The organism is Ramlibacter ginsenosidimutans (genome assembly GCF_016654015.1).
GTDB lineage: Bacteria > Pseudomonadota > Gammaproteobacteria > Burkholderiales > Burkholderiaceae_C > Ramlibacter > Ramlibacter ginsenosidimutans.
Genome location: NZ_JAEPWM010000005.1, coordinates 258,738 through 284,308 on the forward strand (window position 1 = coordinate 258,738; position 25,571 = coordinate 284,308).

Sequence of the window (25,571 nt, forward strand, 5' to 3'; positions counted from 1 at the left end):
CATGACCCCTACCCAACTCGACCCCGCGGCCCGCATTCACGGCTCGGAAGTCTTCGACCTCGCCCAGTCCTGGCGGGGCTTTCGCATCAACAAGATGTGCAACGCGCTCTCGCAGGCCGCCAACCGCGATGCGTTCAAGCGCGACGAGGAAGCGTTCATGGACGCGTTCCGCCTGGCGCCCGGGGAGAAGCAGCTGGTGCGCGACCGCGATTTCCAGGGGCTGCTCGCCGCCGGCGGCAACATCTACTTCCTCATCAAGCTCGGCGTCGTCACCGGCAACGGGCTGTACGCGATGGGCGCCAGGATGCGCGGCGAAACCTACGAGCAGTTCCTCGCCACGCGCAACGACCGGGGAGCCACGTGATGGGACGCATCGTCGCAGCCATCGGCACCTCGCACGTTCCCTCCATCGGCGGCGCCTACGATCGCGGCAAGACCGCGACACCGGCCTGGAAGCCGCTGTTCGATGCGTACGTCCCCGTGCGCGAGTGGCTGAACGAGCTCAAGCCCGACGTGTGCATCATGGTCTACAACGACCACGGGGCCGACTTCTTCTTCGACAAGTACCCGACCTTCGCGGTCGGCTGCGCCGACAGCTATCCGATCGCCGACGAAGGCTTCGGCGTGCGGCCGCTCCCCCCCATTGCCGGCGACCTCGCGTTTTCCCAGCACCTGTGCCGCTCGCTGGTGTACGACGAGTTCGACCTCACGATCTGCCAGGAGATGGCGGTCGAGCACGGCTTCCTCGTGCCCATGCACCTTTGCTTCGATCCCCAGGAGAACGGCTGGCCCGTTCCCTGCGTGCCGCTGGAAGTGAACGTGCTGCAGCATCCCTTGCCCACGGCACGCCGCTGCTGGCGCCTGGGTCAGGCGGTGCGCCGGGCCGTTGAGAGCTACGAGAAGGACATCAAGGTTGCGATCGTCGGCACCGGTGGCATGTCGCACCAGCTCACGGGCCCGAACTTCGGGCTGATGAACCCAGGGGAGGACCAGGAGTTCCTCGACCGCCTCGAACACGCCCCGGAAAGCCTGGCCGCCCTCACGCACCAGGAGATGATGGAGAAATACGGCGTCGAAGGCATCGAGCTGATCATGTGGCTGGTCATGCGCGGCGCGCTGTCGTCGGGCGCGCAGCGCGTGCACAGGAACTACTACGCGCCGATGACCACCGGCATGGGCCTGATCACGTTCGAGGAGCAGGCGTGACGCGCACGCAGGTAGGCATCATCGGCGCCGGACCGGCCGGCCTGATGCTGGCGCAGATCCTGCACGCGCAGGGCATCGAGTCGGTGATCGTGGAACGCGCCAGCCGCGAGCACGTGCGCACGCGCCTGCGCGCCGGCGTGCTCGAGCAGGGGTCGGTCGAGATGATGCGCGAGTTCGGCGTGGGCGACCGCGTCGCGAAGCTGGGCCTCAAGCAACGCGCCATCGACTTCCGCTTCGCCGGCGAATCGCATCCGATCGATTTCGAGGCGGTCTGCGGCCGCAACACGTGGGTGTATCCGCAGCACGAGGTGGTTACGGACCTGATGACGGCACGCGACGCGAGCGGACTGCCGGTGCTGTACGACGCGCCGGTGACGCGCATCGAGGGGCTGGAAGGTTCGCAGCCGGTGATCCATTACGAGCAGGACGGCAAGCCGGTCGCCCTGCAGTGCGACTACGTCGCGGGCTGCGACGGGTTCCGCGGAGTGAGCCGCTCCGCCATTCCCGCCGACAAGCTCAAGGTGTTCGACCGGATCTATCCCTTCGGCTGGCTCGGCATACTGGCCGAGGCGCGCCCCGCGATCAAGGACATCACCTGGGGCTGCCACGAGAGCGGCTTCGCGATGATGAGCATCCGTTCGCCGAGCGTCACGCGCCTGTACCTGCAATGTGCGCCCGACGAGGACGCGCAGGCCTGGTCCGACGACCGCATCTGGAGCGAACTGCACAAGCGCCTGGACGTGCCCGGGCTGCCGACATTGGAAGAGGGTCCGATCACGCAGAAGGGCGTGACCGCGATGCGCAGCTTCCTCGCCGAGCCGATGCAGCACGGACGCCTCTTCCTCGCGGGCGACGCGGCGCACATCGTTCCGCCGACCGGTGCCAAGGGCCTGAACTCGGCACTCGCGGACGTGAAGGTGCTCGGGCGCGCGCTGGCGGAGCACTATCGCAGCGGCCGCAGCGAGTGGCTGGAGCGCTATTCCGACACCTGCCTCAAGCGTATGTGGCTGGTGCAGCGTTTCTCCGCCGGGCTCTGCACGATGGTGCACCAGTTCCCGGGCGACAACGCCTTCGTGCGCCGGCTGCAGCGTGCCGATCTCGAATACATGACGACCACGGCTCCGGGCCGGCTGCAGTTCTCCGAGAACTTCACCGGCCTGCCGATCGCGGCCTGAACGAACAACCAGGAGACAAGCAATGCAGAACAGAAGATGGGTGTGCGCCGCGGCGCTGTGCGTCGCCGCGCTCGTGGGCCTGCCGGCCTCGGCGCAGACGAAACCATTCCGTGTCGGCCTGATCGTGCCGATGACGGGGCCGTTCACCTCCGTCGGCCGGCAGATCGACGCCGGCGTGCGGCTGTACATGGCGCAGCACGGGGACACCGTGGCCGGCCGCAAGATCGAGGTGATTCTCAAGGACGACGGCGCCGTGCCGGCCAACACGCGCCGCATCGCGCAGGAACTGATCGTCGGCGACAAGGTCGATGCGCTCGCCGGCTTCGCGATCACCCCCAGCGCGCTGGCGGTCGCGCCGCTCGCGACCCAGTCCAAGACGCCGCTGATCGTGATGTCTGCTGCGGCTTCCGCCATCACCGAAGCATCGCCTTACGTGGTGCGCAGCAGCTTCACGGTCGGACAGGTGAGCGTGCCGCTGGCCGACTACGTCACGAAGAACGGCATGCGCAAGGTCGTCACGCTGGTCACCGATTACGCGCCCGGCGTCGACGCGGAGCAGTTCTTCGCTGCGCGCTTCAAGGCGGATGGCGGCCAGGTGCTGGACACGCTGCGCGTGCCGCTCAAGAGCCCCGACTACGCACCTTTCATGCAGAAGGTGCGGGACCTCCATCCCGACGGCCTGTTCATCTTCGTTCCCGCCCCGGAAGCGCCTGCCGTGGTCAAGCAGTTCCGCGAGCGCGGCCTCGATCGCGCCGGTGTGCAGCTGATCGGAACCGGCGACGTGGTGGACGACGACAGCCTCGACCGCATCGGCGACGAGGCGCTCGGCATCCTCACGGCGCACCACTATTCGGCGGCGCATGCGTCGCCCGCGAACGACGCGTTCGTGCAGGCGTACCAGAAGGCGAACAGCGGACAGCGGCCCAACTTCATGGCCGTGGGTGGCTACGACGGCATGCAGTTGCTCTATGCCGCACTGGCGAAGACCGGGGGCACGGGCGGCGGCGACGCGCTGGTCGCCGCGATGAAGGGGCTGCAGGTGGACAGCCCACGCGGTCCGTGGTCGGTCGACCCGGCCACCCGCGACATCGTGCAGAACGTCTACATCCGCAAGGTCGACAAGGTGCGCGGCCAGCTGTTCAACGTCGAGATCCTCACGATCCCGGCGGTGGCGGACCCGGGCAAGGCGAAGTAGCAGGCGCGCTGCAGCCCGGCACCTGCGTCGGCCAGACGCAGGTGCCGGCTCGTGCCGCCTCGGCAGGGCGAGGTCCGACAGGCTCATCAGCCGCACGCCCGAACAGGTTGGTGGCGTCACGAGGCCGGTCCCGGCGAGATTCCTACAGCCGTAACGGCAGCGCACGCACTCCGCCACTGTGCGCGCCGCATTAGCCTGCCCGAGTCGCCTTTCCCGAACGAGTCCCCAATGCCAGCGCTTGCCCGTCCGCCCGTCGCCACGCCCTTGCTGCTGGCCCTTGCCCTCGTCACCGCTCCATGCTTCGCGTCGGAGCCGCACGAGGCGCACGCGAGCAAGCCGCACGCGACGAAGCCGCACGCGACGAAGCCGCACGCCAGCAAGAGTGCCGCCACGAAGGGCGCGCACGGCCCGCTCGCCGACATGGGCAAAGTGCGGGCCAGCAAGGACGTCGTGCAGGTCGCCAACTGGGTCTCCTACACGTACGACAGCCACCGCAGGCCTTTCGTGATCGTCGACAAGAAGGCGGCGCAGATGTACGTGTTCGACGGCTGGGGCAGGCTGTGGAACACCTCGCCGGTGCTGATCGGAAAGGCCGTGGGCGACGATTCCGCACCGGGCGTGGGCAGCAAGCGGCTGTCACAGCTCAAGCCGAGCGAGAAGACCACCCCGGCGGGCCGCTTCGAGGCGCGGCCCGGCAAGGACAACTACGGCAAGGACGTCGTCTGGATCGACTACGACGCCGCGCTCTCGATGCATGCGATCGCCAGCGTTTCGCCGAGCGAGCGCCGCGCCGAACGCATGGCGATGCCGGACCCGCGCGAGCACCGCATCTCCAATGGCTGCATCAACCTGCCACCCCGGTTCTTCAGTGGCGTGTTGTGGCCGACGGTGCAAAAGCACGGAGCCATCGTGTACGTGTTGCCGGAGACGCGCACACCCGCGCAGCAATTCGGGGCGTACGACGTCAGCGGAGAGCGCAGTCCGGTTTGAGTCCCGGGAACGGTTTGTGGCCGTGATGCAGCACCCGGCGGAGGAAACCGGCCGGCCTGCACGTCGCGTTGCTACAGTAGCCGGCGATGCATGGACTTCCGGCCGCCCTCCTGATCGCGCTCGCCCTCGTGGCGCCTGCCGGCGCGCAAACCAGGGACCGGTCCCCGTTGCCGGAGCTGCTGCAGCGCGCCGGCGCCACCACGACCCGCGGCGCTCCCGATCCGACGTTCCTCGACAACTCCCCGACCCGCGCCCAGCAGCTGCCGTTCTTCCGCGCGGTGATGGCCGCGCCGCTCGATGCGCCGTACCGCGCCGGTGCGTTGGGAGATTCCTTGCGCGGTGCGGTCGGATCGCCCTATCAACTGGTCGGCTGGGCCGGGGCGCTCTGGGGCGTGCGCTTGCAGCGCTCGATCGACTTCGGCATGGGCGAGATCGAGGCATCGCTGCGCGCCGCGCCTGACCCGCTGGCAGCCGGCCTGGCGTGGATGGCTGCGACGAAATCCGGGGCCGGCTGGGCGCCGGTCCTGCCCGACCAGGCACAACTTCCCAATCCCCTGCGCTACGAGCTCGCGCGTGTCCTCGCCGCGATGGCGCAGTCGCACGCCTTCCTGCAACGCGCGTTCGAGCGCTTTCCCCCGGGCGTGACGCCGCAGTTGCTGCGGCGGCAGGCGCTCGACGGCCGGCTCACGCCGTTCGAGACGCCGGACTATCGGCAGCTGTTGCCCCTGGTCGAGCGCGAAGCCGTCGTCGCAGGGATGCTCGACCTGGCAGGCGCCGTCGAACACCTGCAGCGTTTCGTGAAAAGCGAAGCGGCGCTGCCTTCGGTCGCGTGGTCGCTGGAAACGCCTTTCGGCTGGATCGTCGTCGACACCACCGGCCGCAACAACCGCTACCGGCTGAAGGATCCATTGCTGGTGCTCGATGTCGGCGGCGACGACGAATACGAGTTCCTGCCACCGAGCGACACGCACGAGATCAGCGTGCTGCTGGACCAGGGCGGCAATGACCGGTATGTGACGGCCGCACCCGGCGCCGACCCGTCCAGCGCAACGCTGGGGTACGGCATCCTCTGGGACACTGAAGGCGATGACCGCTACGAGGGAACGCAGCAGGCGCAGGCGTCCGCGCTCTTCGGCGCGGCCTTGCTGGTCGATGGGGGCGGCAGCAACCGCTTCGTGGCCAGCGGCCATTCGCAGGCCCACGCGATCGGCGGCCTCGCGCTGCTGGTGGGCGGCGGTGGCGACGACGAGTACACCGCGCAGACCCACTCGCAGGCCAGCGGCGGCCCGGGCGGCGTCGCGGTGCTGGTCGACACCGGCGGCAACGACCGCTACACGCTAGGCAACGACCCGCTGGTCCGGCCGTCACCGCAGCTCGCGGACCGCAACACGTCGATGGGGCAGGGCGCGGGCTACGGCATGCGCGGGGATTTGTTCGACGGCCGCGCCACCGCCGGCGGGATCGGCCTGTTGCTGGATCTGGCGGGCAACGATCGCTATGAAGCGCAGCTGATGGCGCAGGGCTTCGGCTTTTACGAAGGCCTCGGCATGTTGATCGACGACGGCGGCAACGACCACTTCACAACGGCGTGGTACGGGATGGGCTCCGGGGTCCACACCGCCGCCGGGATTCTCCTGAAGCGCGGCGTCGGCAACGATATCTATCGCTCCACGCACGAGATGGTGCTGGGCTCGGGGAGCGATTTCTCCGTCGGCGTGTTCGTGGACGAGGGCGGTGACGACGAGTACACCGTCGGGAGGATGAGCCTGGGGAGCGCGTACGCGAACGCCACGGGCATCTTCGTCGACGCCGCGGGCAACGACCGCTACATCGTCGCTTCGCCCTCGTGCCGCGCATTCGGCGCGGCGTCCATGCACGTGTGGGGCACCGCACGCGAAACCTTGCCGAGCCTGGCCCTCTTCATGGACCTCGGCGGCACCGACAGCTACCCGGCGCAGTGCGCGCGCGTAGGGAACAACAAGCTGTGGGCTGGCCCGCGCGAGTGGCCCCTGCTCGACCTGCCCAGCGAGTCAGGCTCCGGCGTCGACGGTGAATGGCCGCTGCCCTTCCCGCTGCACCTGATGACGCACGGCGCGCCTTCGACGGCGAATTGAGCAGGCGGCGACGCTAACGCGCGGTGGAGCCGGCCTTCGCGGCCGCTGCCCCAGCAACGGCAGCGCCGAAGTCCTTGCGCTCCAGCAGGCGCGATACGGCGTAGCCGATCACCAGGGCCCAGAACGGTGCCCCGACGTTGAGGATCGGCACGTCGGCCACGGTGACGATGAACGTGACGAGCGCGCCCAGCGTGAAGCGATCGCGGAAAGCGACGCCGAAGGCCGTCTGCAGCACACGCAGCATGGCGAGTCCGGCGAGGGTGGCGATGAAAGCGGGCGGGGCCGCCAGCATCAGGCGGGTGAACAGCGGGGCGAAGAGGCCGAAGGCCAGCGCCAGCACGCCGACTGCGATGCCGGCCGCGTAGTGGCGGCTGTGCTCGCCCGACCCCGAGATGATGGCGTTCACCGGGCCGGTGAGGCAGGTCGAGACCGTGCCGACCAGCGCGGCAAGCATCGAACCCGCGCCGCAGGCGACGGTGATCGCGTTGATCGGCGGCCTGTGTCCCGCGGCATCGAGCACGGCGAAGCCCTGGCCGTTCTGCACGACGAGCACGGTGATCGCGAGTGGGACGACCAGCTCCACCATGGCGCGCCACGAGAACACGGGCACGACCACGGTCGGGTGGGCCAGCACGTGCAGCGCCCCGCCGTTCCAGTGGAACTGTCCGAGCAGGGCGATGGCCGCCGCCCCGGCGAGGAGTGCACCGATCAGCGGTGGCATGCGGCGCGACCATGTGGCCGAGGCGCCGAGCAGCACGAACACGACGATCATCGGCGCCGCGATCCAGGCGTCGTCGCGCACCGCGTACACGAGGCCCAGGCCGAAGCGCAGGAACACGCCCGCCACCATCCCCATCACGATCGGCATCGGCGCGGACTGCATGGCTCGCCGCACCCAGCCCGAGAGGCCCAGGGCCAGCATGAGCAATCCCGTGGCGAGGAACGCGCCGACGACCTCGGCCCAGCGGAGGTGGCCGAGCGCGGGGCCCACCAGCACGGTGCCCGGGATCGTCCAGAAGAACACGAGCGGCTGCCGGTACAGCGTGCAGAAGAGAAGCGTGATCAGCCCGTTGACGAAGAACGCGCCGAAGATCCATGACGACAGGTCCGATTCGCTCAGGCCGCCACGCGCACCGACTGCGAGGATGATCGCGACCGGCCCCGAGGCAGCGAACAGGAAGCCGATCACCGCGTTGGCAAGATAGAGCCCGCCGGAATCGGAGACCATCTGACGCAGTCCGGGAAGGGGCCTGTGGACGGACTCCAGGGGCATGGCGGGCTCCAGGTTGAGGCGACGGGCGCGATTGTGCCGCAGTCACGGGTGCCTGCCTGCGTCAGCCCGGCGCACTGACATGCGATGACAGAATGCGCGGCTGGACACCTGCCCACCATGACCCAAGAAGAAACCTCGCAACCGATCCGCAACGAGAAGACGAAAGCCGACCGCCGCACCCTGGCGACGGCGCTCGTCGCCAATGTCGTCATGTTCGCGGTGGGGTTGGTCGGCTGGCGCGTTGCCCACTCAGCCGCATTGCTTGCGGACGCGCTCGACATGCTGGCCGACGCGTCCGGCTATGCGGTCGCGTTCCTCGCGGTGGGACGCAGCGAGCGGCTGCAGCGCGCAGCGGCGCGATGGAACGGGACCATGCTCATCGCGCTGGGGATCGGCGTCTTCGTGGAGGTCGCGCATCGCTGGGCCGGTGGCGCGGAGCCGCACGGCGGCTGGATCATGCTGTTCGCCTGCCTGTCCCTCCTGGTGAACGGCTTCGTCCTGCACACCTTGCGCCGGTACCGACAGAGCCCCGAGTTGCATCTGCGCGCGACCTGGGTCGACACGCGCGCCGATGTTCTCGTGAACGTGGGCGTGCTGGTCTCCGGTGCGCTCGTCGCTGCCAGTGGCTGGCGCGTCATCGACCTTCTTGCGGGAGCGATCCTGGCCATCTTCGTCATCCACGAAGGCTGGGAATTGTGGGAAGGCGAGGAGGAGGAGGAAGCCGGCGGCCCATCATCAGGGTGAGGCCGGAAGCGTGCCCTTGCGCAGCGGGTCGCGCCCGTTTTGACCTGCATCAGTGACAGTGCGCGACGGGTTCCTATATTGAATCCGTGCCATGTGGGCAGGTTGGCCTGCCGACGAACCCTTTCCCTCAGCCGAAGGCGCAGTGCCGCCCGCAGGGAGGCCCTCCATGAAGAACATGCGCGTCGTCGTCACCCGGTATGGCGGGCCTGACGTCCTGTCGTTGATCGAGGAGGAGTGCCCCGAACCCAAGCCGGATGAAGCGCGCGTTCGCGTGCTGGCTGCGGGCGTTTCGTTGCCCGACGTGATGATGCGCGAGGGCATTCATCCCGAAAAACCCGTTCCGCCCTTCACGCCCGGCTGGGATCTCGTGGGAACCGTGGATCGCGTCGGCGCAAGAGTGCGCGACCTTCGCGAAGGCCAGCTCGTCGCCGCAGTGCCCATCACCGGAGCGTATGCGCAGTACGTCTGCCTGCCCAGGGAAGAACTGCTTTGCGTGCCGCCCGGCGTGGACCCGGCCGAGGCCGTGAGCATCGGCCTGAACTACGTCACGGCTTGGCAGATGCTGCACCGCGCCGCCCACGTGAAGCGCGGCGACCGCGTGCTCGTCCACGGCGCTGCCGGCGGCGTCGGAACCGCACTGCTGCAACTGGGCCGGCTCGCGGGCCTGGAGATGTACGGTACCTGTGCAGCGCCAGGCGCCGCGGTCGTTGCCGCGCACGGCGCCACGCCGATCGACTACGAGAAGCAGGACTTCGTGCGCGAAATCCACCGGCTCGTTCCAGAAGGGCTGGACGTGGTCTTCGACAGCATCGGAGGATCCCACATCTGGCGTTCGCGCGAGGCCTTGCGTGCGGGGGGGCGTGTGATCGCGTACGGGCTCACAGGATCGCTGCGCGGCGGGCGCATCACCGGAGAGCGTCCGCACCGCCTGCGCGGTCTCGCGATGTACGGCTTGTACATTGCAGCCGCCTGGGTGCTTCCGGGACGAAGACGCGTGGTGCCCTACAGCATCCAGTGGTTGAAGCGGCGCCGGCCCGACCTGTTCCGCGAGGACCTGGGTGCGCTGCTCGACCTGCTCCGGACGGGAAAGATCAGGCCGATCATCTTCAGGCGGTTTCCGCTCGCGCAGGCAAGGCAGGCGCAGGAGCTGCTCGGGCAGGGCGGCGTGACCGGCAAGATCGTCCTGATTCCCAATGAGCCCTCTCGCCAAGCTGCCATGCGCGAGGACGCAGGCACGTGCCGGGCCGAGCTGTCCGATGCGGCAGGATGAACGTCGGGCGACGTCTTGATGTAGCCCTCGCGCACGAGTGGCGCTGCCCTATCCGCGCTCCTGGCGCAGCAGACTTTCGCCCGCCGGCGTGAGATGCACCCATTCCGTTCCGCTCCGGTCGCGGCTGCGGGCCAACAGGCCACGGGCGTTCGCTTCCTCCCAGACGGGCAGGCGAGGGCACGACGTCTTCCACGCGTCCATGACTTCCAGGTAGGGGCGTCCGCTGCCGATCCATGCGACCAGGTCGGCCACCAGCGGGTCGATGATGCGAGCCATCCAGCGCTCCTTTGACATCCGGCAGCCTACGCCTCGGCTGCGTCGACCACAACGGGCGGCCGCCTCGTCAGGACCAGCCTTCGCGCGAGACTCATCCCAATGCCCGGCGCGCGCGCGGCTCATCAGTTCTGTGGCCCCCATCGGGTACATTGCTCTTGTCCCTCGCAGTACCCGGGCATGCAGTCTCTCATCCTCCGTCTCCACCTCGCCAGCCATGACCTCGCGACCATCCGCAAGCATGCGCGGGAAACGGCCGGGCTGGTAGGGCTCGAGGGGCTTCAGCAGGCGCGGATGGCGACGGCCGTTTCCGAGATCGCGCGCAACGCCCGCGACTTCGCCGGCGGCGGGATGCTCGAGTTCCGCATCGAGCCATCCGACACCGCGCCCCAGGGCCAGTGCCTGGTCGCACAGGTGAGCGACGACGGTCCGGGCATCCGCGACATCGATGCTGCCGTCCGCGGTGTCCGCTTGCCATCGGGCCGCATGTCCTCGGGCCTCGCCGGCAGCTGGCGTCTGGTGGACCGCATGTCGGTCGTGTGCCCGCCGCCCGGCGGCACCGTGGTGCGGATGGAGATCGACTTGCCGCGCGGGGCGCGCACCCTCTCGCCCGCAGACGTGCAGGGCATCGCCGCCGAAATCGCGCGTCGCCAGCCGGCTTCGCCGCTCCAGGAGCTCGAGGAGCAGAACCGCGAGCTGCTCAAGATCCACCAGGAGTTGCGCGACAAGCAGGCGGCGCTGGAACAGGCCGACGAGCGCAAGAACCAGTTCGTCAAGACGCTCGTCCACGAGCTGCGCACGCCGCTCTCCACCCTGGACATGAACCTGGCGCTGCTGCGACGCAAGCCGGAGCTTGCCGCCGCCGAGTTGCTCGCGCGCTGCGAGGTCATGGGGCGGCAGACCGCACAGCTGACCAAGCTCGTGGACGAACTGATGGACGCCGCGAGTGTCAGCCAGGGCAAGGTGCAGTTGCGCAAGGCGCCGTCCGAGCTGAATGCGCTGGTCACCAGCGCGGTGGAGATGAGCGGGGCGGCCGTCGCCGCAAAGGCCCACGACCTGAAGGTGCACCTGAGCGGCGAGCCCTTGTGGGTCGAGGCCGATGCCACGCGCCTGCGCCAGGTCATCTGCAACCTGCTGCAGAACTCGGCGCGCTACACGCCCACGCGCGGCGTGATCGAGATCGACGTGGCGCGCGCCGACAACCGCGCCGTGGTGAAGGTGATGGACAACGGCATCGGCATCCCGAGCGACCTGCTGCCGCACGTGTTCGAGCTGTTCGTGCAGGGCGAGGCCAAGCCGCCCGGCAGCGAGGGCGGCCTCGGGATCGGCCTCACGCTCGTGCACCACCTGGTGGCGCGCCACGGCGGCGAAGTGGATGTCGCCAGCGACGGCCCCGACAAGGGCAGCACCTTCACGGTCACGCTGCCGCTGATCCCGAAGCCGGCAGGCTGACAGCAAATAGCCCGAACGTTCACCCGTTCGGGCGAGGGAAAACTTTCCTCCTTTACCAACAATGCTGGCGAAGGAGTGGAACCCTGATGTCGCCTGCTCAAGTCCTTTGCGCCGTGGCAGTCTTCGCGCTCGTGCAGATGGCGAGCGGTGTGCATCACACCACCGCGCATGCTGTTGAATACCCGACGCGCGAGAGCGCAGCGCCGACACTCGACGTGGCGGGCTTCCTGGAGTGGCTCGTCGACGGCCTGCGGGACCAACAGGCCGCCGGTGCCCTGGAGGACCCGGAAGTCGCTGCCGCACGCGAGGGACGCTAGGCCAGCCTCGCCCGTGAGGCGCCGGACCGCCCGACAGCGACGGCCCGCGCGCGCTTCGCACTTACATCGCGACCGGCGTGATCTTCGTCCCGTCGACCTTCGCGGCCGCCATCAGGCCCGAGTTCGTGAGCGCGAAGGCCACAACGTCGTTCTTCGCGCTCAAGGTGTCGAGCGTGGCGTTGGCGCCATCGCGCACCACCGCCACCGACGCATCCGCGCCGGCGGTCCAGCCATGGCTGGCCAGGAATTTGTCGAGCGCTTGCGGCGTGAGGAACATGAAGACCATCGCCTTCGACTGGGCGCCGGCCTGCCATCCGACCGACAGGCCGGTGATGTCGTAGAAGCTGTCCGGACGCCCCCGGGCGTGCAGGACGCCGCGTCCGTGCTCGCCACCGACGACCAAGCCGGCTTCGAGGATGCGCGGGAAGACGAGCGTGGCGACTGCCTTGCGTTCGAGGTCGCGCGCACCCGGCACCGACGCATAGAGCGTCGCCATCGTGCGGGACGCTCCCTCTTCCACGCCTTCCCTCGTGCTGTCCGAAGGTTGGGGCGGGCCCTGGTTCACGGTGCAGCCCGAGACCAGCATCAACGCGGAGGCTACGGCCGCCGCGATCTTCATGCGCTTTCCAGCGAGCATCTCTTTCTCCTTGCGAGTGGATGGGCGGAAATAAGTATGCGCTTGGATGGCGCGGCTGGGGGGTGATGCACGGGGCGCGCGCTGCGGTCGGGAACGGGCATGAGCTCGGCGCTTGCTCATCGCTGTTCGCCAATGGAAGAGGCAGGGCTGGCGCCTCACCGTGGGGCGCCCGCCGCCGCCCCGCTCGCGCATCACGTGCGCAGGACGCAAGGCGCGAGCGGGGGTTCGGTCAGAGGCCGTCGAGCGGCGGCGTGAACATGAGCAGTCCCGCTGTGCCTCTCTTGCAGGTCGGGCAGCCCGCAGGCGCCGTGTCCGAGGAGATCGGAACGAAGATGTTCGATGTCGCCGGGTCGGAAGCGACCGAGTGCGCGTTGTTGCCGGTGTCGGCCATGCCGGCGAACCTGCGCTTACCCGCATCGATCGAGATCAGGCGCGGCACGCAGGGCGACGCGCTCGTGCAGCCGGCGCCGGAAGACTTGCCGCTGGCCGTCCAGCGCGAGGCCGCGTTGTAGTAGCGATTGCGTTCGGGCGCATACCAGAGCTGGTCGCCGCCACCCGCGTTGAGGTTCGCCAGCACGGTGCCGTTGGTGCGATCCATGATCAGCAGTTCGAGCAACGCGTCCGGGGTGGCCTCGCGGCAGTTCACCGCGATGTCGTTGTCCGGGCCGAGCGCCAGGCCCGTCGGGTCGCAGTTGCCGAGTCCATACGAGCGCGTGCCGGCGAGGTTGGTGTAGTTCACCGTCGCTCCGTTCGCGATCGCGCGGACAGACGCGCCCGACAAGGCCGTGAGTTCGCCGTGCGGGTTGGCCGTCGTGCCGTCGTTGTTGAGGTAGAAGGCATCGGTGTTCGGGTCGTACTCGCACGCCTCGAGGCCGGCGGACGGGTTGCCGGACCGATCGGTGAACGTCACCTTCGCGACCACTGCCTGCGTCTGGGTGTTGATGAGGGTCATGTACGGCGTGGCGGCTTCCGGCGTGGCGACCATGTACAGGTTGTGCACCGAGTCGACACAGCCTTCGTCCGCGCGCACGTTCTCGTTGCCGACCGTGATGCTCTTGACGACCGTGTTGGTCGCAGGATCGACGATCTTCACCGAGTTCACGTCGCCCACGTAGAGCAGGTTGCCCACCGGGTTGATGCCGTCGGGCCCGGACGTGCCGTTGCTCGCACCCTGGCCGGCGAACGCCAGCGCGCCGGTTCCCTTGATCTGCGCGACCTGCGCACCGGTCTTCGTGTCGAACACGTCGACGGCGGCATTGGTGCGATCGGTGAAGTAGTAGCGGTTGCCCATCACCGCCGAGATGTCGAAGCTGAAGTTCGTGTTGGCGCTCGCGCCTTTCACGGGGAGCAGTTGGGGCGTCAGCTCTCCGTTGCCGCCGCTGCCGTTGCCGCCGCCGCAGCCGGCGAGCAGTGCCGCCAGCAGGACGGAGATCCAGCCTGTCGTCTTTCGCATATGTGTAGTCTCCCTAGGGTTGGTCGCTGTTCGTTTCGTACAGCGAGAGACAACGTACGCCGCGGTGCGGCGACCTTCATCCGGGAGAGCCCGCATGGCGTCAGGCCGTGGTCAGAGCCGGCGCTGGACAGTGAAGTAACAGATGCAAACCGCGTAGCGCGCAGTGGCTGGCAGTCAGTTTCGCTCCCGCCCAAGCGCCGGTCCGATTCCCTCGCACTGCGATATGCCGATGCCGGGAGGCTTCGTCCGCACTACGTTCGCTGTTCGTGGACACGCACGCGCGTGCGGCGCTGACGGGCCAGTGAATGGAGCCCGAAGAGCGCGGCGAGGAACCCCGAGGCGGCACCTGCCGCGAGCGACCAGCGCGGCCCGAAGGTATCGGCCACCATGCCGATCAGGGGCGCACCCAGCGGCGTGCTGCCGGCGTAGACGGCGAGCACCAGTGCGATCACACGCCCGCGCAGGGCCGGGTCACTCCACAGCTGCGCCGCGCTATGCGCCGTCGTCGGGAAGGTCTGCGTCGCCACGCCCACGAAGAACAGGGCCACGGCAAACCAGCGATAGCTCGGCATCACGGCGGCGATCAGCAGGAAGGTGCCGAAGGCCAGCGATCCCGACAGCAGCAGCGTCATGCGCGGCTTCTCGCGTGCGGCCGCCATCAGCGCGCCGGCGACCGAGCCCATCGCCATGGACGACGAGAGCAGTCCGAACTGGCCGGCGCCGACGTGGAACACCGACACCGCCATGGTGGAGATGTAGATCGGGAAGTTGATGCCGAAGGCGCCGATCAGGAAGAACATGACGACCACGGCGCGCAGGTCGGGCCGGCCCCACACGTGCCGCATGCCGTCGGTGATGCCGCGGCGCTGGCCTGCGCCGGCAAGGCGCGGGTGGATCTCCGCCTTCCGCAGCATCGCGAGCGCAGCGAGCACCGCAACGAAGGACAGCGCGTTGAGCATGAAGACCCAACCGCAGCCGACCACCGCGATCAGCACGCCGGCCACAGCGGGGCCGATCATGCGCGCGGCGTTGAAGGACGTGGAGTTCAGCGCGACCGCGTTCGACAGGTGCGCGTCGCCCACCAGTTCGGCGACGAAGCTCTGGCGCGTGGGCGAGTCGAAGGCGGTGACGCATCCGAGCAGGAACGCGAACAGGTACACCTGCCACAGCTGCACGGCATCCATCAGCGTCAGCGCGCCCAGTCCGGCGGCGAGCAGGGCCATCGCGGCCTGCGTGAAGAACAGCAGCTTGCGCCGCTCGAGGCCGTCCGCGACGTAACCGGTGAGCGGCAGCAGCAGGAACTGCGGACCGAACTGCAGGCTCATCACGATGCCGACCGCGGTAGCGTCGTGCTTCGTCAGTTGCGTGAGCACGATCCAGTCCTGCGCCGTGCGCTGCATCCACGTCCCGATGTTGGAGACGAGCGCGCCGCCCGCCCACAGCCGGTAGTTGTAGACGGCGAGGGAACGGAAGGTGCCTCTCATGCGATGGGAACGGGAAGGGCGGCGGCGAACGGGCGGGCGGGCATGGACTTCAGGATTTCCCCGGGGTGGCGTGCGCGGGCTGCGCTTCGGAGACGCGCTGCAGCAGGGGCAGCGCGCGCGCCAGCTCCTGCTGCTCGCGCGCACTGAGTTCGCCCTCGATCGCACGCAGCAGCCAGTCCTGCTTGGCCGCGCGGTTCTGGCGCAGCCACCTGCGGCAGGCGGGCGTGAGCGACAGCAGCGTCTGCCGGCCGTCCGCGGGGTCGGGCTCGCCGGTCACGTGGCCGGCGGCCTGCAAGGCGGCGACGGTCGCACCCATGGACTGCGAGCGGACGCCGGCCACGCGCGCGAGCGCGCTCACCGTGATCGGGCCTTCGCGCTCCAGCCGGCGCAGCACGGCCACCTGCGAAGGCGGCAGGTCGCCGGCATCCGCCTGCTCGCGCAGGCGCCGGCGCAGCTTGATGACGAGCTCGTGCAGTTGGACGGCCAGTCGGGCGGAATCGGAGGCGGAAGGTTCGGCAGCCATGGTGGATAGGAAGGCGACCTGTGAAGGTTACCTTCGCATCTCGATGGCTGCAGGGCCGTCGTGGCGAGGCCCTGGGGCGGAAGCGGGAATTGGGGGAGACAGAAACGCCGCAGCGGCCACGTGGGCCGCTGCGGGTTGTTGATGGCGGCGTGCGCCGCCCTGCGCTTACCGGTAGACGCGGTAGTTGTTCACCTGGATGTCGCCCGTGCCCTGGGCCGCTTCGACACCGAGCTCCACGCTGGTCGCCCACTCGTTGCCGTTGGCCCACGGGGTTCCGAAGACGTCCCGTCGCGTGCTGACGTAGTTGATGATCTTCGCCAGGTCCAGCGTGCCGGCGGGGATGGGGCGATCCGGCTCGAACACGATGAACTTCCAGCCGGCATTCCAGTTCGCCAGCACGCGGCCGCTGGCGTCCTTCGCGATGTACACGTGGAACAGGGTGCCGTCGATGGTCACGTCATGGTCGTACCACTGCGGATTGCGGTTCGGGTACGTGCCGTAGCCGCCCCAGTAGTCCAGCGGGATCATGATTTCATGCGTGATGCCCGGGCCGAAGCCGTTGTACTGCGTGGACGTGTTCTGCAGGAAGATGTCGTACGCGAGGTGGCCCATTCCGGACGGCGGGCTCATGTGCTGGTAGTTGAACTGGGTCTTCAGCGACGCGATCGGCATCTGCAGCGGGAGGAACGTTCCCGGGGTCTTGCCCGAGGGATACACCTGCGAGTAGCTGCCGTTGGGCAGCAGCACGTCGAAGCCGCCCGGCTTGGTCCAGCTGTTGTACCAGCCCGGCTTCTGTCCGCTCACGACGCTGGGGAAGCTCTTGATCTCGCTGGTGCCGACGGGCCACTTCCACGCCATGCGGAACGCAATCTCGCCGCTGGGCCCGACCTTCGGGCTCACGCCGGTGTACTGCTCGTAGGTCGAACCGTAGATGCCGGTGTAGGTGCCGCGCGTCAGGCTCCCGGGCCCCCAGACACCGTCTTCCACCCAGTACGCATCCGAGGCGTTGCCGGTCTGCAGCAGGGTGGTGGGCCAGGAGGACAGCGGCACCACACCGAAGTCGATGACCGAGGGTGCCGTTGCCGGGGCAGGAGCGGGTGCGGGTGCCGGCGCAGGTGCGGGTGCGGGCGCAGGCGCGGGTGCGGGCGCAGGCGCGGGTGCGGGCGCAGGCGCAGGCGCGCTCGTGCCGGCCGAAGGAGCCACGGTGATGTCGTCCGCATAGACGTAACCGCTACCCGCGTTCTTCCACAGGTACACGAGTGCGCGGCTGGTGTTGGCCGGTGCCACCATGTCCAGCTGTGCCGTCGTGTAGCCGGTGGACCGCACGGCCACGTTCTGCTCCGACAGGTGATTGCCCAGGGAGTCCAGGAACGCAAGGCCCAGGAGTCCGACCTCCGAGCCATCGCTCACCTTCACCTGGCCGGTGATGTGGTAGGCCTGGCCGGATTGAACGCCGGACACCACGTTGCCGACGCCGCCGGCGCCGGTGCCGATGCGCACTGCATAGGAGCCGGAGTTCGACTGCCCCGTCACCGTGGAGGCATTGCCCCAGTTCTGCCAGTTGCTGTCGAGGCCGCCTTCGAAGCCGGCGTTGGCCACCAGGTTGCCGGCGCCGCTCGGGGTCGTCGGGGTCGTCGTGGCGCCGGTCACTGCGGTGAACGAGAGCTCATCGACGTAGGCGTAGCCCGGACCGGAGTTCTTCCAGACGTAGACCTGGGCCTTTACCGCATTCGCGGGTGCCGTGATGTCCACGCTGCCTTGCGCGTAGACGGTGTTCGTGATCCGCACGGCCTGCTGCGCGAGGTTGTTGCCCCACTGGTCGACCATGTTGACGCCGAGGATCACCGTTTCCGAGGGATCGCTCACGAGGGCGAAGCCGCTGAGGCGGTAACGCGTGCCAGCGACGAGGCCCGTGACGTCCTGGGCGGCACCGCCGGCAGCGGTGCCCACGCGCAGGGCGCGCCAGGTGCCCGACGCACCTGAGCCGTCGACGACCAGGGTATTGCCCCAGTCGCCCCAGTTCGCCATGCCGGACTCGAATCCGCCGTTGGCCAGGCCATTGCCGCCGGGCACGATGGCCGCGCGGACGGAGGCGGCCAGGCTGCCTCGCGTGGAGAGATCGGAAGGCACGCTCGTGTCGGCAGCCGAGCCGACGGAGCTGGAGCCGCCGCCGCAGGCGCTGAGCACCATGGCGAGCGTGATCGCGCTGCTGCCCCAGCGGAGGGTGCGCGTGGTTGAGGCTGAAGTTTGCTTGTTGCGTTCCATCGGGATGTAGTGAGGAAAGGGTGGGACGGCAGCGCCAGCCGGCGAATTCCTGTTGTGCTTTCTCAGTGTGGCGCGCCGCGGATAGTAGTCAGACGCGACCTACACCACACTGCGGTAGCTCCTACAAACCGTAAGGAGGCTAAGCCGTTGGCTTACATTCGGCTCGGCTTGCCGCTGCTGCTGGGGACGGATTCGCACCCTTCGCTAGCACAGCGGTGGACGGGGGGCGGTCGGCTCGGCAACGGAAGGTCAGCAGCGTAAATGCTGCGGATGCCGCTACCGTAAAGCGAGTCCCCCAACGCCCCAACGGTTGAGCCAGGGGCGCGGACTGCTCAGGCAGCTTTCAGCTGTTGCACCGCACACGGGGTGACACACACTCTTGCTCGGCGATACTCGAGCCTGAGAAATATTCCTGGGCTGGGAAGGGTGGTCGAGGGGTGTTTCTGGAGGTTCCGCGCGCCGCGGGGCTCCTCATGCACTGGGGAATGGCTCTCCGCATCGGCCGTACTTCGCCGCGGGCAGCGGCCGTGATCCGCCCGAGTGCGGCCGCAGGGCCCGTCAACGGGCGCGGCCGCAGGGCCCGTCATCCCGGCGCGGCCGCAGCACGCGCCGGTTCCGCCTCAACGCCAGATGCGGAAGTTGTTCACCTGGATGTCGCCCGTGCCGTACTGCGTCTCCACGCCCAGTTCCGCGCTCACCAGGTATTCGTGGCCCGTGGCCCAGGGATTGCCGAAGACGTCCTTGCGGGTCGTCACGTAATTGACGATCTTGGCCAGGTCCAGCGTGCCTGGCGGGATCGGCTTGTCGGGCTCGAACACGATGAATTTCCAGCTGCCGCCGAACGTCGAGAGCACGAGTCCGGTCGCATCCTTGAAGATGTAGACGTGGTACAGGATGCCGTCGATGGTGACATCGTGGTCGTACCACTGCGGGTTGCGCGTCGGGTACTGGCCGTAGCCGCCCCAGTAGTCGAGCGGCACGATGATCTCGTGGCTGATGCCCGGACCCCAGCCGTTGAACTGCGTCGGCACGCTCTGGAGATACATGTCGTAGGCCAGGTGCCCGCGCCCCGTGGGCGGGCTCATGTGCTTGTAGTCGTACGTTGTCTTCAGCGACACGATCGGCAACTGCAGCGGGAAGAAGGTGCCCGGCGTGCGGCCCGAGGGGTAGACCTGCGACGTCGTCCCGTCCGGCAGCAGGATGTCGAAGCCGCCCGGCGTGGTCCAGGTGTTGAACCAGCCCGGCTTCTGGCCGGCGATGATGCTGGGGAAGCTCTTGATCTCGTTGCAGCACATCGGCCACTTCCATGCGATGCGCGCCGCGACCTCGCCATTCGGCCCGGTGACCGGGCTCACCCCGGTGTACTGCTCGTACGTCGAGCCGTAGATGTCCGTGAAGTTGCCGCGCGTGAGCTGCCAGGCGCCCCAGACGCCGTCCTCCACCCAGTACGCATCGTTGGCGCGGCCGACCTGCAACAGCGTATGCGGCCACACCCCCAGCGGCACGATGCCGAAGTCGGTCACGGGTGCGCTCGTGTCCGTCAGGGTGATGTCGTCCGCGTAAACGAAACCGGTGCCGGCGTTCTTCCACAGGTACACAAGGGCGCGATCGGCGTTGGGTGGCGCGACCATGTCCAGCTGTGCGGTCGTGTAGCTGGTGGATCGCACGGCCACGTTCTGCTCCAGCAGATGGTTGCCGAGGGAGTCCATGAAGGCGAGGCCGATCAGTCCCACTTCGGAGGCGACGCTCACCTTCAGCTGGCCGGTGAAGCGGTAGGACTTGCCCGGCTGGATGCCGGAGACCACGTTGCCCACGCCGCCGGCGCCCGTGCCCACGCGCACCGCGTTCAGCCCTGAGTTCGACTGCCCCGTCACCACTGCGGCGTTGCCCCAGTTCTGCCAGCCGTCGAGCGCGGACTCGAAGCCGCCGTTGGACATCAGGTTGCCGCCGGTGGTCGGGGGCGGCGGGGAGGCACTTGCCTGGGCGAACACGAGCTCGTCGACGAACGCGTACCCGACGCCGCTGTTCTTCCAGACGTAGACCTGGGCCTTGAGTGCATTCGCGGGCGCCGTGATGCCCACGCTGGCTTGCGAGTAGGTGGTGTTCGTGACCCGCACTGCTTCCTGTGCCAGGTTGACGCCCGACGCATCGACCATGTTCACGCCGACCACCACCGTTTCCGAGGGATCGCTCACCCGCGCCAGCACGCTCAGCTGGTACCGCGTGCCCGTGGTGAGGCCTGTGACGTCCTGCGCGGCCCCGCCGGCAGCGGTGCCGACGCGCAAGGCACGCAAGGTGCCCGCCGCACCCGTGCCGTCGAGGACCTGCGTATTGCCCCAGTCGCCCCAATTCGCCATGCCGGACTCGAAGCTCGGGTTGGCGAGGAGGTTGCCGACGGTAGTCGTGGCGGCCCTGGACGAGGCCACCATGCCACCGCGCGTGGTGAGGTCGGCAGGAGCGCTCGTGGCCGAGCCGGAAGATGTGGAGCCGCCGCCGCCGCACCCCGACACCAGAATGGAAGCGATTACCGAGACTGCCACTGCCGCAAACTTTTTCACTTTCCCTCTCCTGCTCAGGCGCTCGAACGGGCGCCGGAAATGCTCAGACGCCCGTCGGCTGAGCCCGGAGATTGAGGGAAAACGTGCAATCAAAAGGTAGGAACGTAACTCTCCGCCATGTAGGACCAACCGGACGCCACCGGTACGCGCCTCACGCGGACGTTGTCGCCAAGCGGGTCTCGCGCCTGGAACGACTGGGACCGCGGCAGCAAAAACTGGCTCTGCACTGTGCATCCGCTTACGGCGTGCACCGGAGCTTTGCCTGCCCAGCCCTTGTCGCGCCCTCCCCGGCACCGAACTGGAAAGCGTCCAACAAGGAGTCGATGATGAACACCAGAATTGTTGCCCTCGCCGTTGCCGCCACCCTGGGGCTCGGCTCGGTCGCTGCATTCGCCCAGGATTACCGCCACTACGACGGACGCCAGTCCGGATGGCAGCACCAGCCACGCGATCATGGGGGCCGCGGCCAGTGGGCCGACCACCAGCGCTACGCCGCTCCCCGTTATGACCACCGCTCGTATGGCTACGACTACGGCTACCGCCATGACAACGGCAACGTGGTGGGCGCCCTGGTGCTGGGGACGCTCGCCGGCTCCGTGCTCGCACAGGCCGCGAACCCGTACGCCTACGCGCAGCCTCCGGCGTATTACGCACCGCCTCCGGGGTACTACGCTCCGCCGCCCGCCTATTCCACCCCTGGCTACGGCTACGGGTACGGGTACTACGGTAACTGACAGGGGCTGATAGGGGCGCGCGCGCAGCGAGCCCCTGGGCCGCGATCAGGGCAGGCCGACGCTGGCCAGCGGCAGGCGCACCACGAATTCGCTGCCGCCCGCTTCGCGGTCGCTGAAGGCGAGCACGCTGCCTTCGTGCGCCGTCACCGGTTCCTTCGCGACCGACAGGCCGATGCCCAGCCCGCCTGAGTCGACGCCCTCCTCACCTCGTCGTCGCACCGATCCTCGGCCCACGACCCCGGTACGTCGCCCATGTCTACTTCCGGTCCGTGATCTCGAGGCCGATGCCGCGATAGCCGATGAAGTTGCAGGCAGGCCCGAACATCGGCTCGCCGCTCACCTGGAATTTCTGCAGCGTGCCGTCGGGCCGGGCGCGGGTGAAGACGAAGTCCAGGAAAGGCTGGCGGGCCGCGATCGCCTCCTGCAGGTGCTTGTGCTGTGCTTCGTTCCAGCCGGCGCCTGCGCTGGCGGTCGCGGTGTCGCCCAGCGGCTCGACCCGCAGCCCCAGCATCTCCAGCACCGGCCCCGACACCTTCGTGAAGGCGCCGTCCGCGTCCTGCTCCCAGTACCAGTCGGAAGCCAGCTCGGTCAGGCTGCGGTAGCGTGCCTCGCTTTCGCGCAGTACCGCCGTCCGTTCGCGCACCGCCGCTTCGAGTTCCTGGCTGTGGAGATCCAGCTGCCGGTATAGCAGGCGGACTTCCAGCAAGTTCTGGATGCGCATCTTGACCTCCAGCAGGTCGAAGGGTTTGCTGATGAAGTCCTTGGCGCCCGCCTCCAGTGCACGCAGCTTGTGCCCGGGCTGTGCGGTGATCACCAGCACGGGCAGGTAGGCGTCGCGGTCGTTGGTCTTGAGCGCTTCCATCACCTGGAAACCGTCCATGCCGGGCATCTGCAGGTCCAGCAGGATCAGGTCGTAGTCGTTGCGTCGGTGCAGCGCGCACACCTCTTCCGCCACCGTGGTGGACGCCACGTTCAGGTAACCGGCTTGCCGCAGGGTCTGCCCCAGCAGGGAGACGTTCACCTCCTGGTCGTCGACGATCAGGATCCGGGCCGCCTGCATGTCCGTGCGGGCAATCATTGCGGGTCCTTGCGTGTCGTGGCGGCGGCGTGGGCTGTCAAGGCCATGCCCAGTGCGTCCATGAACGGGCCGACGACGATCGGCTTGGTCATGTAGTTGAAGAAGCCCGCGTCCAGCGCCTGCCGGATGATCCCGTCTTCGTCGGTGGCGATGATGCAGAAGTTGGCGCTGGTGAGATCCACCTGCTGCACCGCCTCGGCCTTCAGCACGGTGTGCAGGCGCGAGGCTTCGGCGGGTCCGCGGTTCGCTCGCGCATTGACGATGGGGGATGTTGCAGGCATGGCCCAACCGTAAGCCAGCGCCCTGCGCGCGTCTGTCTGCTGGCGCACGAAGGCGCGAGGGGTCGCGTGTGCGGGCGCGCAGCGCTCGACGCTTTCAGGGGCCGTGCGTGCGCGGGGCCGGGGGCGGGTTGACGCGCGGAATATCGGACAGCAGGCGGTCGAATTCCGTCTTCACCACGCGGTAGCACTCGCACGCGGCCGACTGCAACCCCGCCCGATCCAGCACCTCGATGTGCCCGCGGCCATAGCGGATCAGGCCGGCGCGCTGCAGGTTGCCCGCCGCTTCGGTGACACCTTCGCGGCGCACGCCCAGCACGCCGGCGATCAGTTCGTGCGTGAGCGTGAGGGAGGTTCCGTTCAGGCGCTCCAGCGTGAGCAGCAGGCTGCGGCACAACTGCTGCTCGACGGAGTGGTGGCGGTTGCAGACGGCGGTCTGCGTCATCTGCGTGATCAGCGCCTGCGTGTACCGCAGCAGCAGCCGCTGCACCGGGCCGCCGCGTTCGAACTCCTTGAGCAGCAGGTTCGCCTTCATGCGATACGCGTGGCCACTGCCGCGGACGACGGCCCGGCTGGAGGTCGAGCCGCCGCCCATGAACAGCGAGATGCCGACGATGCCTTCGTTGCCCACGACCGCGATTTCCGCGGAGGCGCCGTCCTTGAGGATGTACAGCAGCGAGACGATGCAGGTGGTCGGAAAGTAGACGTACTGCATCGCCCGGCCCGGTTCCCCCAGCACCTCGCCCAGCGGCATCGACACCAGCTCCAGGTCCGGCGCGACGCGTGCGTATTCGAGTTCGGGCAACGCCGCGAGCAGGTGGTTCTGCGTGGTGCTGTGAGGCGCAAGCATGCTGGGTTCAATCGGGCGTGAATTGGCCAGAATGCGCCTCTGCAGCTGCGCGGTCTGTACGGTGGCGGACGCACCGCATCGCGGACGAGCCCTACTGCCGTACCGCCGCCCGGATCGGCCCCACCGCGTCCTGGAGCGCCTTCAGCAGCCTGGCCTGTTCCTTCACCACATCCCGCATCGGGCCGCCCACGCTCAAGGTCATGGGCCGCTCGCCGGGGGGCACCGGCAGCAGGACCGCCACGGCGGCCGCGCCGGGTTCGGAGGTGCCCAGCGACACCGCATGGCCGTTGCGCCGCGCCTGCTCGCGCTCGCGCAAGACGTCCTGCAGCGTCATGACCCGTGCCGCGTCGGTCTCGGCGGCATTGGCCCGCCGCAGCAGCAGCGCGATCTCGCGCTCGGGCTTGAGCGTCAGCAGCATCTTGCCCGTGGCACTGCGGAACAGCGGGCGCAGCGAGCCGATCCTGGCCGTGAAGCGGCCCTCCCGCGTGGCCTGCAGGACGTGCAGGTAGCGCACGTGCACGCCGTGCTGCGCGCCGATCATCACCGTGTGCCCGGTCTGCTCGTGCACCTTCTCCATCAGGCGCAGCAGGCTCTTCTCGCTGAACAGCTGCTCGCCGATCCACTCGGTGGCCAGCAGGATGCGCACGCTGGGCGCGTACATGCCGGTGCGCGCGTCCTGGTCGTAGAAGCCCGCGTCGGCGAGCGCCCGCAGCAACACCGAGGTGCTGGACTGGGGCCAGCCCAGCGACTGCGACACCTCCTTCACGCTGGCCGGGCGCCGCCACTCGGCGAAGAACTCCAGCAGCTCCATGGCGCGGCGCGCCGACTTCACGCCCGGTTCGGCCATTCACACTCCTGATCTTTGATCACATATGTGATTTTGCGCCCTGGGGCGGCCGGGCCCCGTAAGCTGCGGGCCATGAGCACCATCGTCCCCGAATCGCGCTTGCCGCAGCTGGAGGTGGCGCAGGGCGTCGCCCGGCTGACGCTGCGCCGCCCCGCCCACCGCAATCGCCTGCACAACGAAGACCTTGCGTTCCTGATGGAGAGCTTCCGCCGCATCGACGCCGACCCGGACCTGCGCGTGCTGGTGCTGGATGCGCATGTGCTGGCGGATCGTCCCGTCTTCAGCGCCGGCTACAACATCGGCGACTTCCAGGCCGGCCCGCCCCCTGTGTCGTTCGAGGAAGTGGTGGACGCGCTGGAGCGGCTGCGCGTCGTCACGCTGTGCGTGCTCGAAGGCAGCGTGTATGGCGGCGCGACCGACCTCGTGCTCGCCTGCGATCTCGCCATCGCGTCCGAGGGCATCGAGATGCGCATGCCGGCCGCCGCGCTGGGCATGCACTACTACCCGAGCGGGCTGCGCCGCTACGTGTCGCGGCTGGGCGTGAACTTCACCAAGCGCGCCTTCCTCACGGCGGAGGCGATCGATGCGCAGACGCTGCTGCGCGTGGGCTACGTGCAGGAGCTGCTGCCGCGCGCGGCGCTGCCGGCGCGGGTGGAGGCACTGGCCGCCCAAGTGGCGTCGCTGGCGCCGCTGGCGCTGGAGAGCCTGAAGCGCTCGCTCAACGAACTCGCCCGCGGCGAATGGGACGTGCAGCAGTTGCGCGCGCGCGCGCAACGCACGATGGCCAGCGAAGACTTCGCCGAGGCGCAGCGCGCCTTCGGCGAGAAGCGCCGGCCGCAATGGAAGGGGCGCTGA

The 25,571-nt window shown here is 68.6% G+C and carries 25 protein-coding genes; 12 read left to right on the forward strand and 13 right to left on the reverse strand.

All coding sequences use genetic code 11. The features are described from left to right. Nucleotide 1: 1 nt before the first annotated feature. The 6 genes from JJB11_RS14335 (at nucleotide 2) to JJB11_RS14360 (ending at nucleotide 6,680) form a co-directional block, all read left to right on the forward strand. Nucleotides 2–364, forward strand: coding sequence for a protocatechuate 3,4-dioxygenase (locus JJB11_RS14335; RefSeq protein WP_201172322.1), 363 nt, complete (start codon nucleotides 2–4; stop codon nucleotides 362–364). Then, entirely contained in the window at nucleotides 364–1,206 is an 843-nt protein-coding gene (locus JJB11_RS14340; protein ID WP_201172337.1) for a class III extradiol dioxygenase family protein, read from the forward strand. Before JJB11_RS14335 ends, JJB11_RS14340 begins: the two co-directional genes overlap by 1 nt. Further along, nucleotides 1,203–2,381: a 4-hydroxybenzoate 3-monooxygenase gene (locus tag JJB11_RS14345; protein WP_201964849.1), complete on the forward strand. Its 1,179-nt coding sequence runs from the start codon at nucleotides 1,203–1,205 to the stop codon at nucleotides 2,379–2,381. Before JJB11_RS14340 ends, JJB11_RS14345 begins: the two co-directional genes overlap by 4 nt. Before the next feature lie 22 nt (nucleotides 2,382–2,403). After that, nucleotides 2,404–3,576 carry an ABC transporter substrate-binding protein gene (locus JJB11_RS14350; protein WP_201172340.1) on the forward strand — a complete coding sequence of 391 codons (1,173 nt, stop codon included), beginning with the start codon at nucleotides 2,404–2,406 and terminating at the stop codon, nucleotides 3,574–3,576. A gap of 228 nt (nucleotides 3,577–3,804) precedes the next feature. Continuing rightward, nucleotides 3,805–4,566: a L,D-transpeptidase gene (locus JJB11_RS14355; protein ID WP_201964850.1), complete on the forward strand. Its 762-nt coding sequence runs from the start codon at nucleotides 3,805–3,807 to the stop codon at nucleotides 4,564–4,566. A gap of 86 nt (nucleotides 4,567–4,652) precedes the next feature. Continuing rightward, nucleotides 4,653–6,680, forward strand: a complete 2,028-nt coding sequence (locus JJB11_RS14360) for a hypothetical protein (RefSeq protein ID WP_201172343.1) — start codon at nucleotides 4,653–4,655, stop codon at nucleotides 6,678–6,680. Nucleotides 6,681–6,693: 13 nt separating this feature from the next. On the opposite strand, the gene JJB11_RS14365 is transcribed toward JJB11_RS14360, so the two are convergent. Next, nucleotides 6,694–7,953: a benzoate/H(+) symporter BenE family transporter gene (locus JJB11_RS14365; RefSeq protein ID WP_201172346.1), complete on the reverse strand. Its 1,260-nt coding sequence runs from the start codon at nucleotides 7,951–7,953 to the stop codon at nucleotides 6,694–6,696. A gap of 117 nt (nucleotides 7,954–8,070) precedes the next feature. Here JJB11_RS14365 and JJB11_RS14370 point away from each other — a divergent pair, with 117 nt between their 5' ends. Together JJB11_RS14370 and JJB11_RS14375 are read left to right on the forward strand one after the other, a co-directional pair. After that, nucleotides 8,071–8,697, forward strand: a complete 627-nt coding sequence (locus JJB11_RS14370) for a cation efflux transmembrane domain-containing protein (RefSeq protein WP_201172348.1) — start codon at nucleotides 8,071–8,073, stop codon at nucleotides 8,695–8,697. A 166-nt stretch (nucleotides 8,698–8,863) separates the two neighbouring features. Next, nucleotides 8,864–9,967, forward strand: a complete 1,104-nt coding sequence (locus JJB11_RS14375) for a medium chain dehydrogenase/reductase family protein (protein WP_201172350.1) — start codon at nucleotides 8,864–8,866, stop codon at nucleotides 9,965–9,967. Nucleotides 9,968–10,015: 48 nt separating this feature from the next. Here the strand turns inward: JJB11_RS14375 and JJB11_RS14380 are convergent, their stop codons facing one another. Continuing rightward, nucleotides 10,016–10,243 (reverse strand): hypothetical protein, encoded by a 228-nt coding sequence (locus JJB11_RS14380; protein WP_201964851.1) that lies wholly within the window; start codon nucleotides 10,241–10,243, stop codon nucleotides 10,016–10,018. A 177-nt stretch (nucleotides 10,244–10,420) separates the two neighbouring features. Between JJB11_RS14380 and JJB11_RS14385 the strand changes: the two genes are divergently transcribed. Next, complete coding sequence (locus tag JJB11_RS14385) at nucleotides 10,421–11,692, forward strand: ATP-binding protein (protein WP_201172354.1); 1,272 nt, start codon at nucleotides 10,421–10,423, stop codon at nucleotides 11,690–11,692. 86 nt (nucleotides 11,693–11,778) lie between these two features. Beyond that, nucleotides 11,779–12,009: a hypothetical protein gene (locus tag JJB11_RS14390; RefSeq protein WP_201172356.1), complete on the forward strand. Its 231-nt coding sequence runs from the start codon at nucleotides 11,779–11,781 to the stop codon at nucleotides 12,007–12,009. Between the two features lie 61 nt (nucleotides 12,010–12,070). Here the strand turns inward: JJB11_RS14390 and JJB11_RS14395 are convergent, their stop codons facing one another. The 6 genes from JJB11_RS14395 to JJB11_RS14420 form a co-directional block, all read right to left on the reverse strand. Continuing rightward, nucleotides 12,071–12,646, reverse strand: a complete 576-nt coding sequence (locus tag JJB11_RS14395) for a BPSL1445 family SYLF domain-containing lipoprotein (protein WP_201172358.1) — start codon at nucleotides 12,644–12,646, stop codon at nucleotides 12,071–12,073. Between the two features lie 229 nt (nucleotides 12,647–12,875). Next, nucleotides 12,876–14,099: a YncE family protein gene (locus JJB11_RS14400; protein WP_201172360.1), complete on the reverse strand. Its 1,224-nt coding sequence runs from the start codon at nucleotides 14,097–14,099 to the stop codon at nucleotides 12,876–12,878. A 251-nt stretch (nucleotides 14,100–14,350) separates the two neighbouring features. Next, nucleotides 14,351–15,583: an MFS transporter gene (locus JJB11_RS14405; RefSeq protein ID WP_201172362.1), complete on the reverse strand. Its 1,233-nt coding sequence runs from the start codon at nucleotides 15,581–15,583 to the stop codon at nucleotides 14,351–14,353. 49 nt (nucleotides 15,584–15,632) lie between these two features. Further along, nucleotides 15,633–16,106, reverse strand: coding sequence for a MarR family winged helix-turn-helix transcriptional regulator (locus JJB11_RS14410; protein WP_201172364.1), 474 nt, complete (start codon nucleotides 16,104–16,106; stop codon nucleotides 15,633–15,635). 165 nt (nucleotides 16,107–16,271) lie between these two features. Next, complete coding sequence (locus JJB11_RS14415) at nucleotides 16,272–18,371, reverse strand: carbohydrate binding domain-containing protein (RefSeq protein WP_201172367.1); 2,100 nt, start codon at nucleotides 18,369–18,371, stop codon at nucleotides 16,272–16,274. Nucleotides 18,372–18,991: 620 nt separating this feature from the next. After that, nucleotides 18,992–20,929 (reverse strand): carbohydrate binding domain-containing protein, encoded by a 1,938-nt coding sequence (locus JJB11_RS14420; RefSeq protein WP_201172368.1) that lies wholly within the window; start codon nucleotides 20,927–20,929, stop codon nucleotides 18,992–18,994. A 326-nt stretch (nucleotides 20,930–21,255) separates the two neighbouring features. Between JJB11_RS14420 and JJB11_RS14425 the strand changes: the two genes are divergently transcribed. Continuing rightward, nucleotides 21,256–21,663, forward strand: coding sequence for a hypothetical protein (locus JJB11_RS14425; protein ID WP_201172371.1), 408 nt, complete (start codon nucleotides 21,256–21,258; stop codon nucleotides 21,661–21,663). A 45-nt stretch (nucleotides 21,664–21,708) separates the two neighbouring features. Here the strand turns inward: JJB11_RS14425 and JJB11_RS14430 are convergent, their stop codons facing one another. From JJB11_RS14430 to JJB11_RS14450, 5 genes are all read right to left on the reverse strand, one after another. Further along, the gene (locus tag JJB11_RS14430; protein WP_201172375.1) at nucleotides 21,709–21,882 is read right to left on the reverse strand and encodes a histidine kinase; all 174 of its coding nucleotides are present in this window, start codon (nucleotides 21,880–21,882) and stop codon (nucleotides 21,709–21,711) included. A 37-nt stretch (nucleotides 21,883–21,919) separates the two neighbouring features. Continuing rightward, the gene (locus JJB11_RS14435) at nucleotides 21,920–22,741 is read right to left on the reverse strand and encodes a response regulator (protein ID WP_201172385.1); all 822 of its coding nucleotides are present in this window, start codon (nucleotides 22,739–22,741) and stop codon (nucleotides 21,920–21,922) included. After that, entirely contained in the window at nucleotides 22,738–23,022 is a 285-nt protein-coding gene (locus JJB11_RS14440; RefSeq protein WP_201172386.1) for a hypothetical protein, read from the reverse strand. The genes JJB11_RS14435 and JJB11_RS14440 overlap by 4 nt, the downstream gene beginning before the upstream one ends. Nucleotides 23,023–23,116: 94 nt before the next feature. Continuing rightward, nucleotides 23,117–23,869, reverse strand: a complete 753-nt coding sequence (locus JJB11_RS14445) for a Crp/Fnr family transcriptional regulator (RefSeq protein WP_201172388.1) — start codon at nucleotides 23,867–23,869, stop codon at nucleotides 23,117–23,119. Between the two features lie 91 nt (nucleotides 23,870–23,960). Beyond that, complete coding sequence (locus JJB11_RS14450; RefSeq protein WP_201172391.1) at nucleotides 23,961–24,716, reverse strand: IclR family transcriptional regulator; 756 nt, start codon at nucleotides 24,714–24,716, stop codon at nucleotides 23,961–23,963. A 72-nt stretch (nucleotides 24,717–24,788) separates the two neighbouring features. Here JJB11_RS14450 and JJB11_RS14455 point away from each other — a divergent pair, with 72 nt between their 5' ends. After that, a complete protein-coding gene (locus JJB11_RS14455) occupies nucleotides 24,789–25,571 on the forward strand; it encodes an enoyl-CoA hydratase/isomerase family protein (RefSeq protein ID WP_201964852.1) in 783 nt (260 codons plus the stop codon).

Coding starts and splice junctions, on each gene's coding strand:
- JJB11_RS14335 (WP_201172322.1), top strand. CDS start 2: ATGACCCCTACCCAACTCGACCCCGCGGCCCGCATTCACGGCTCGGAA.
- JJB11_RS14340 (WP_201172337.1), top strand. CDS start 364: ATGGGACGCATCGTCGCAGCCATCGGCACCTCGCACGTTCCCTCCATC.
- JJB11_RS14350 (WP_201172340.1), top strand. CDS start 2,404: ATGCAGAACAGAAGATGGGTGTGCGCCGCGGCGCTGTGCGTCGCCGCG.
- JJB11_RS14355 (WP_201964850.1), top strand. CDS start 3,805: ATGCCAGCGCTTGCCCGTCCGCCCGTCGCCACGCCCTTGCTGCTGGCC.
- JJB11_RS14360 (WP_201172343.1), top strand. CDS start 4,653: ATGCATGGACTTCCGGCCGCCCTCCTGATCGCGCTCGCCCTCGTGGCG.
- JJB11_RS14365 (WP_201172346.1), bottom strand. CDS start 7,953: ATGCCCCTGGAGTCCGTCCACAGGCCCCTTCCCGGACTGCGTCAGATG.
- JJB11_RS14370 (WP_201172348.1), top strand. CDS start 8,071: ATGACCCAAGAAGAAACCTCGCAACCGATCCGCAACGAGAAGACGAAA.
- JJB11_RS14375 (WP_201172350.1), top strand. CDS start 8,864: ATGAAGAACATGCGCGTCGTCGTCACCCGGTATGGCGGGCCTGACGTC.
- JJB11_RS14380 (WP_201964851.1), bottom strand. CDS start 10,243: ATGGCTCGCATCATCGACCCGCTGGTGGCCGACCTGGTCGCATGGATC.
- JJB11_RS14385 (WP_201172354.1), top strand. CDS start 10,421: ATGCAGTCTCTCATCCTCCGTCTCCACCTCGCCAGCCATGACCTCGCG.
- JJB11_RS14390 (WP_201172356.1), top strand. CDS start 11,779: ATGTCGCCTGCTCAAGTCCTTTGCGCCGTGGCAGTCTTCGCGCTCGTG.
- JJB11_RS14395 (WP_201172358.1), bottom strand. CDS start 12,646: ATGCTCGCTGGAAAGCGCATGAAGATCGCGGCGGCCGTAGCCTCCGCG.
- JJB11_RS14400 (WP_201172360.1), bottom strand. CDS start 14,099: ATGCGAAAGACGACAGGCTGGATCTCCGTCCTGCTGGCGGCACTGCTC.
- JJB11_RS14405 (WP_201172362.1), bottom strand. CDS start 15,583: ATGAGAGGCACCTTCCGTTCCCTCGCCGTCTACAACTACCGGCTGTGG.
- JJB11_RS14410 (WP_201172364.1), bottom strand. CDS start 16,106: ATGGCTGCCGAACCTTCCGCCTCCGATTCCGCCCGACTGGCCGTCCAA.
- JJB11_RS14415 (WP_201172367.1), bottom strand. CDS start 18,371: ATGGAACGCAACAAGCAAACTTCAGCCTCAACCACGCGCACCCTCCGC.
- JJB11_RS14425 (WP_201172371.1), top strand. CDS start 21,256: ATGAACACCAGAATTGTTGCCCTCGCCGTTGCCGCCACCCTGGGGCTC.
- JJB11_RS14435 (WP_201172385.1), bottom strand. CDS start 22,741: ATGATTGCCCGCACGGACATGCAGGCGGCCCGGATCCTGATCGTCGAC.
- JJB11_RS14440 (WP_201172386.1), bottom strand. CDS start 23,022: ATGCCTGCAACATCCCCCATCGTCAATGCGCGAGCGAACCGCGGACCC.
- JJB11_RS14445 (WP_201172388.1), bottom strand. CDS start 23,869: ATGCTTGCGCCTCACAGCACCACGCAGAACCACCTGCTCGCGGCGTTG.
- JJB11_RS14450 (WP_201172391.1), bottom strand. CDS start 24,716: ATGGCCGAACCGGGCGTGAAGTCGGCGCGCCGCGCCATGGAGCTGCTG.
- JJB11_RS14455 (WP_201964852.1), top strand. CDS start 24,789: ATGAGCACCATCGTCCCCGAATCGCGCTTGCCGCAGCTGGAGGTGGCG.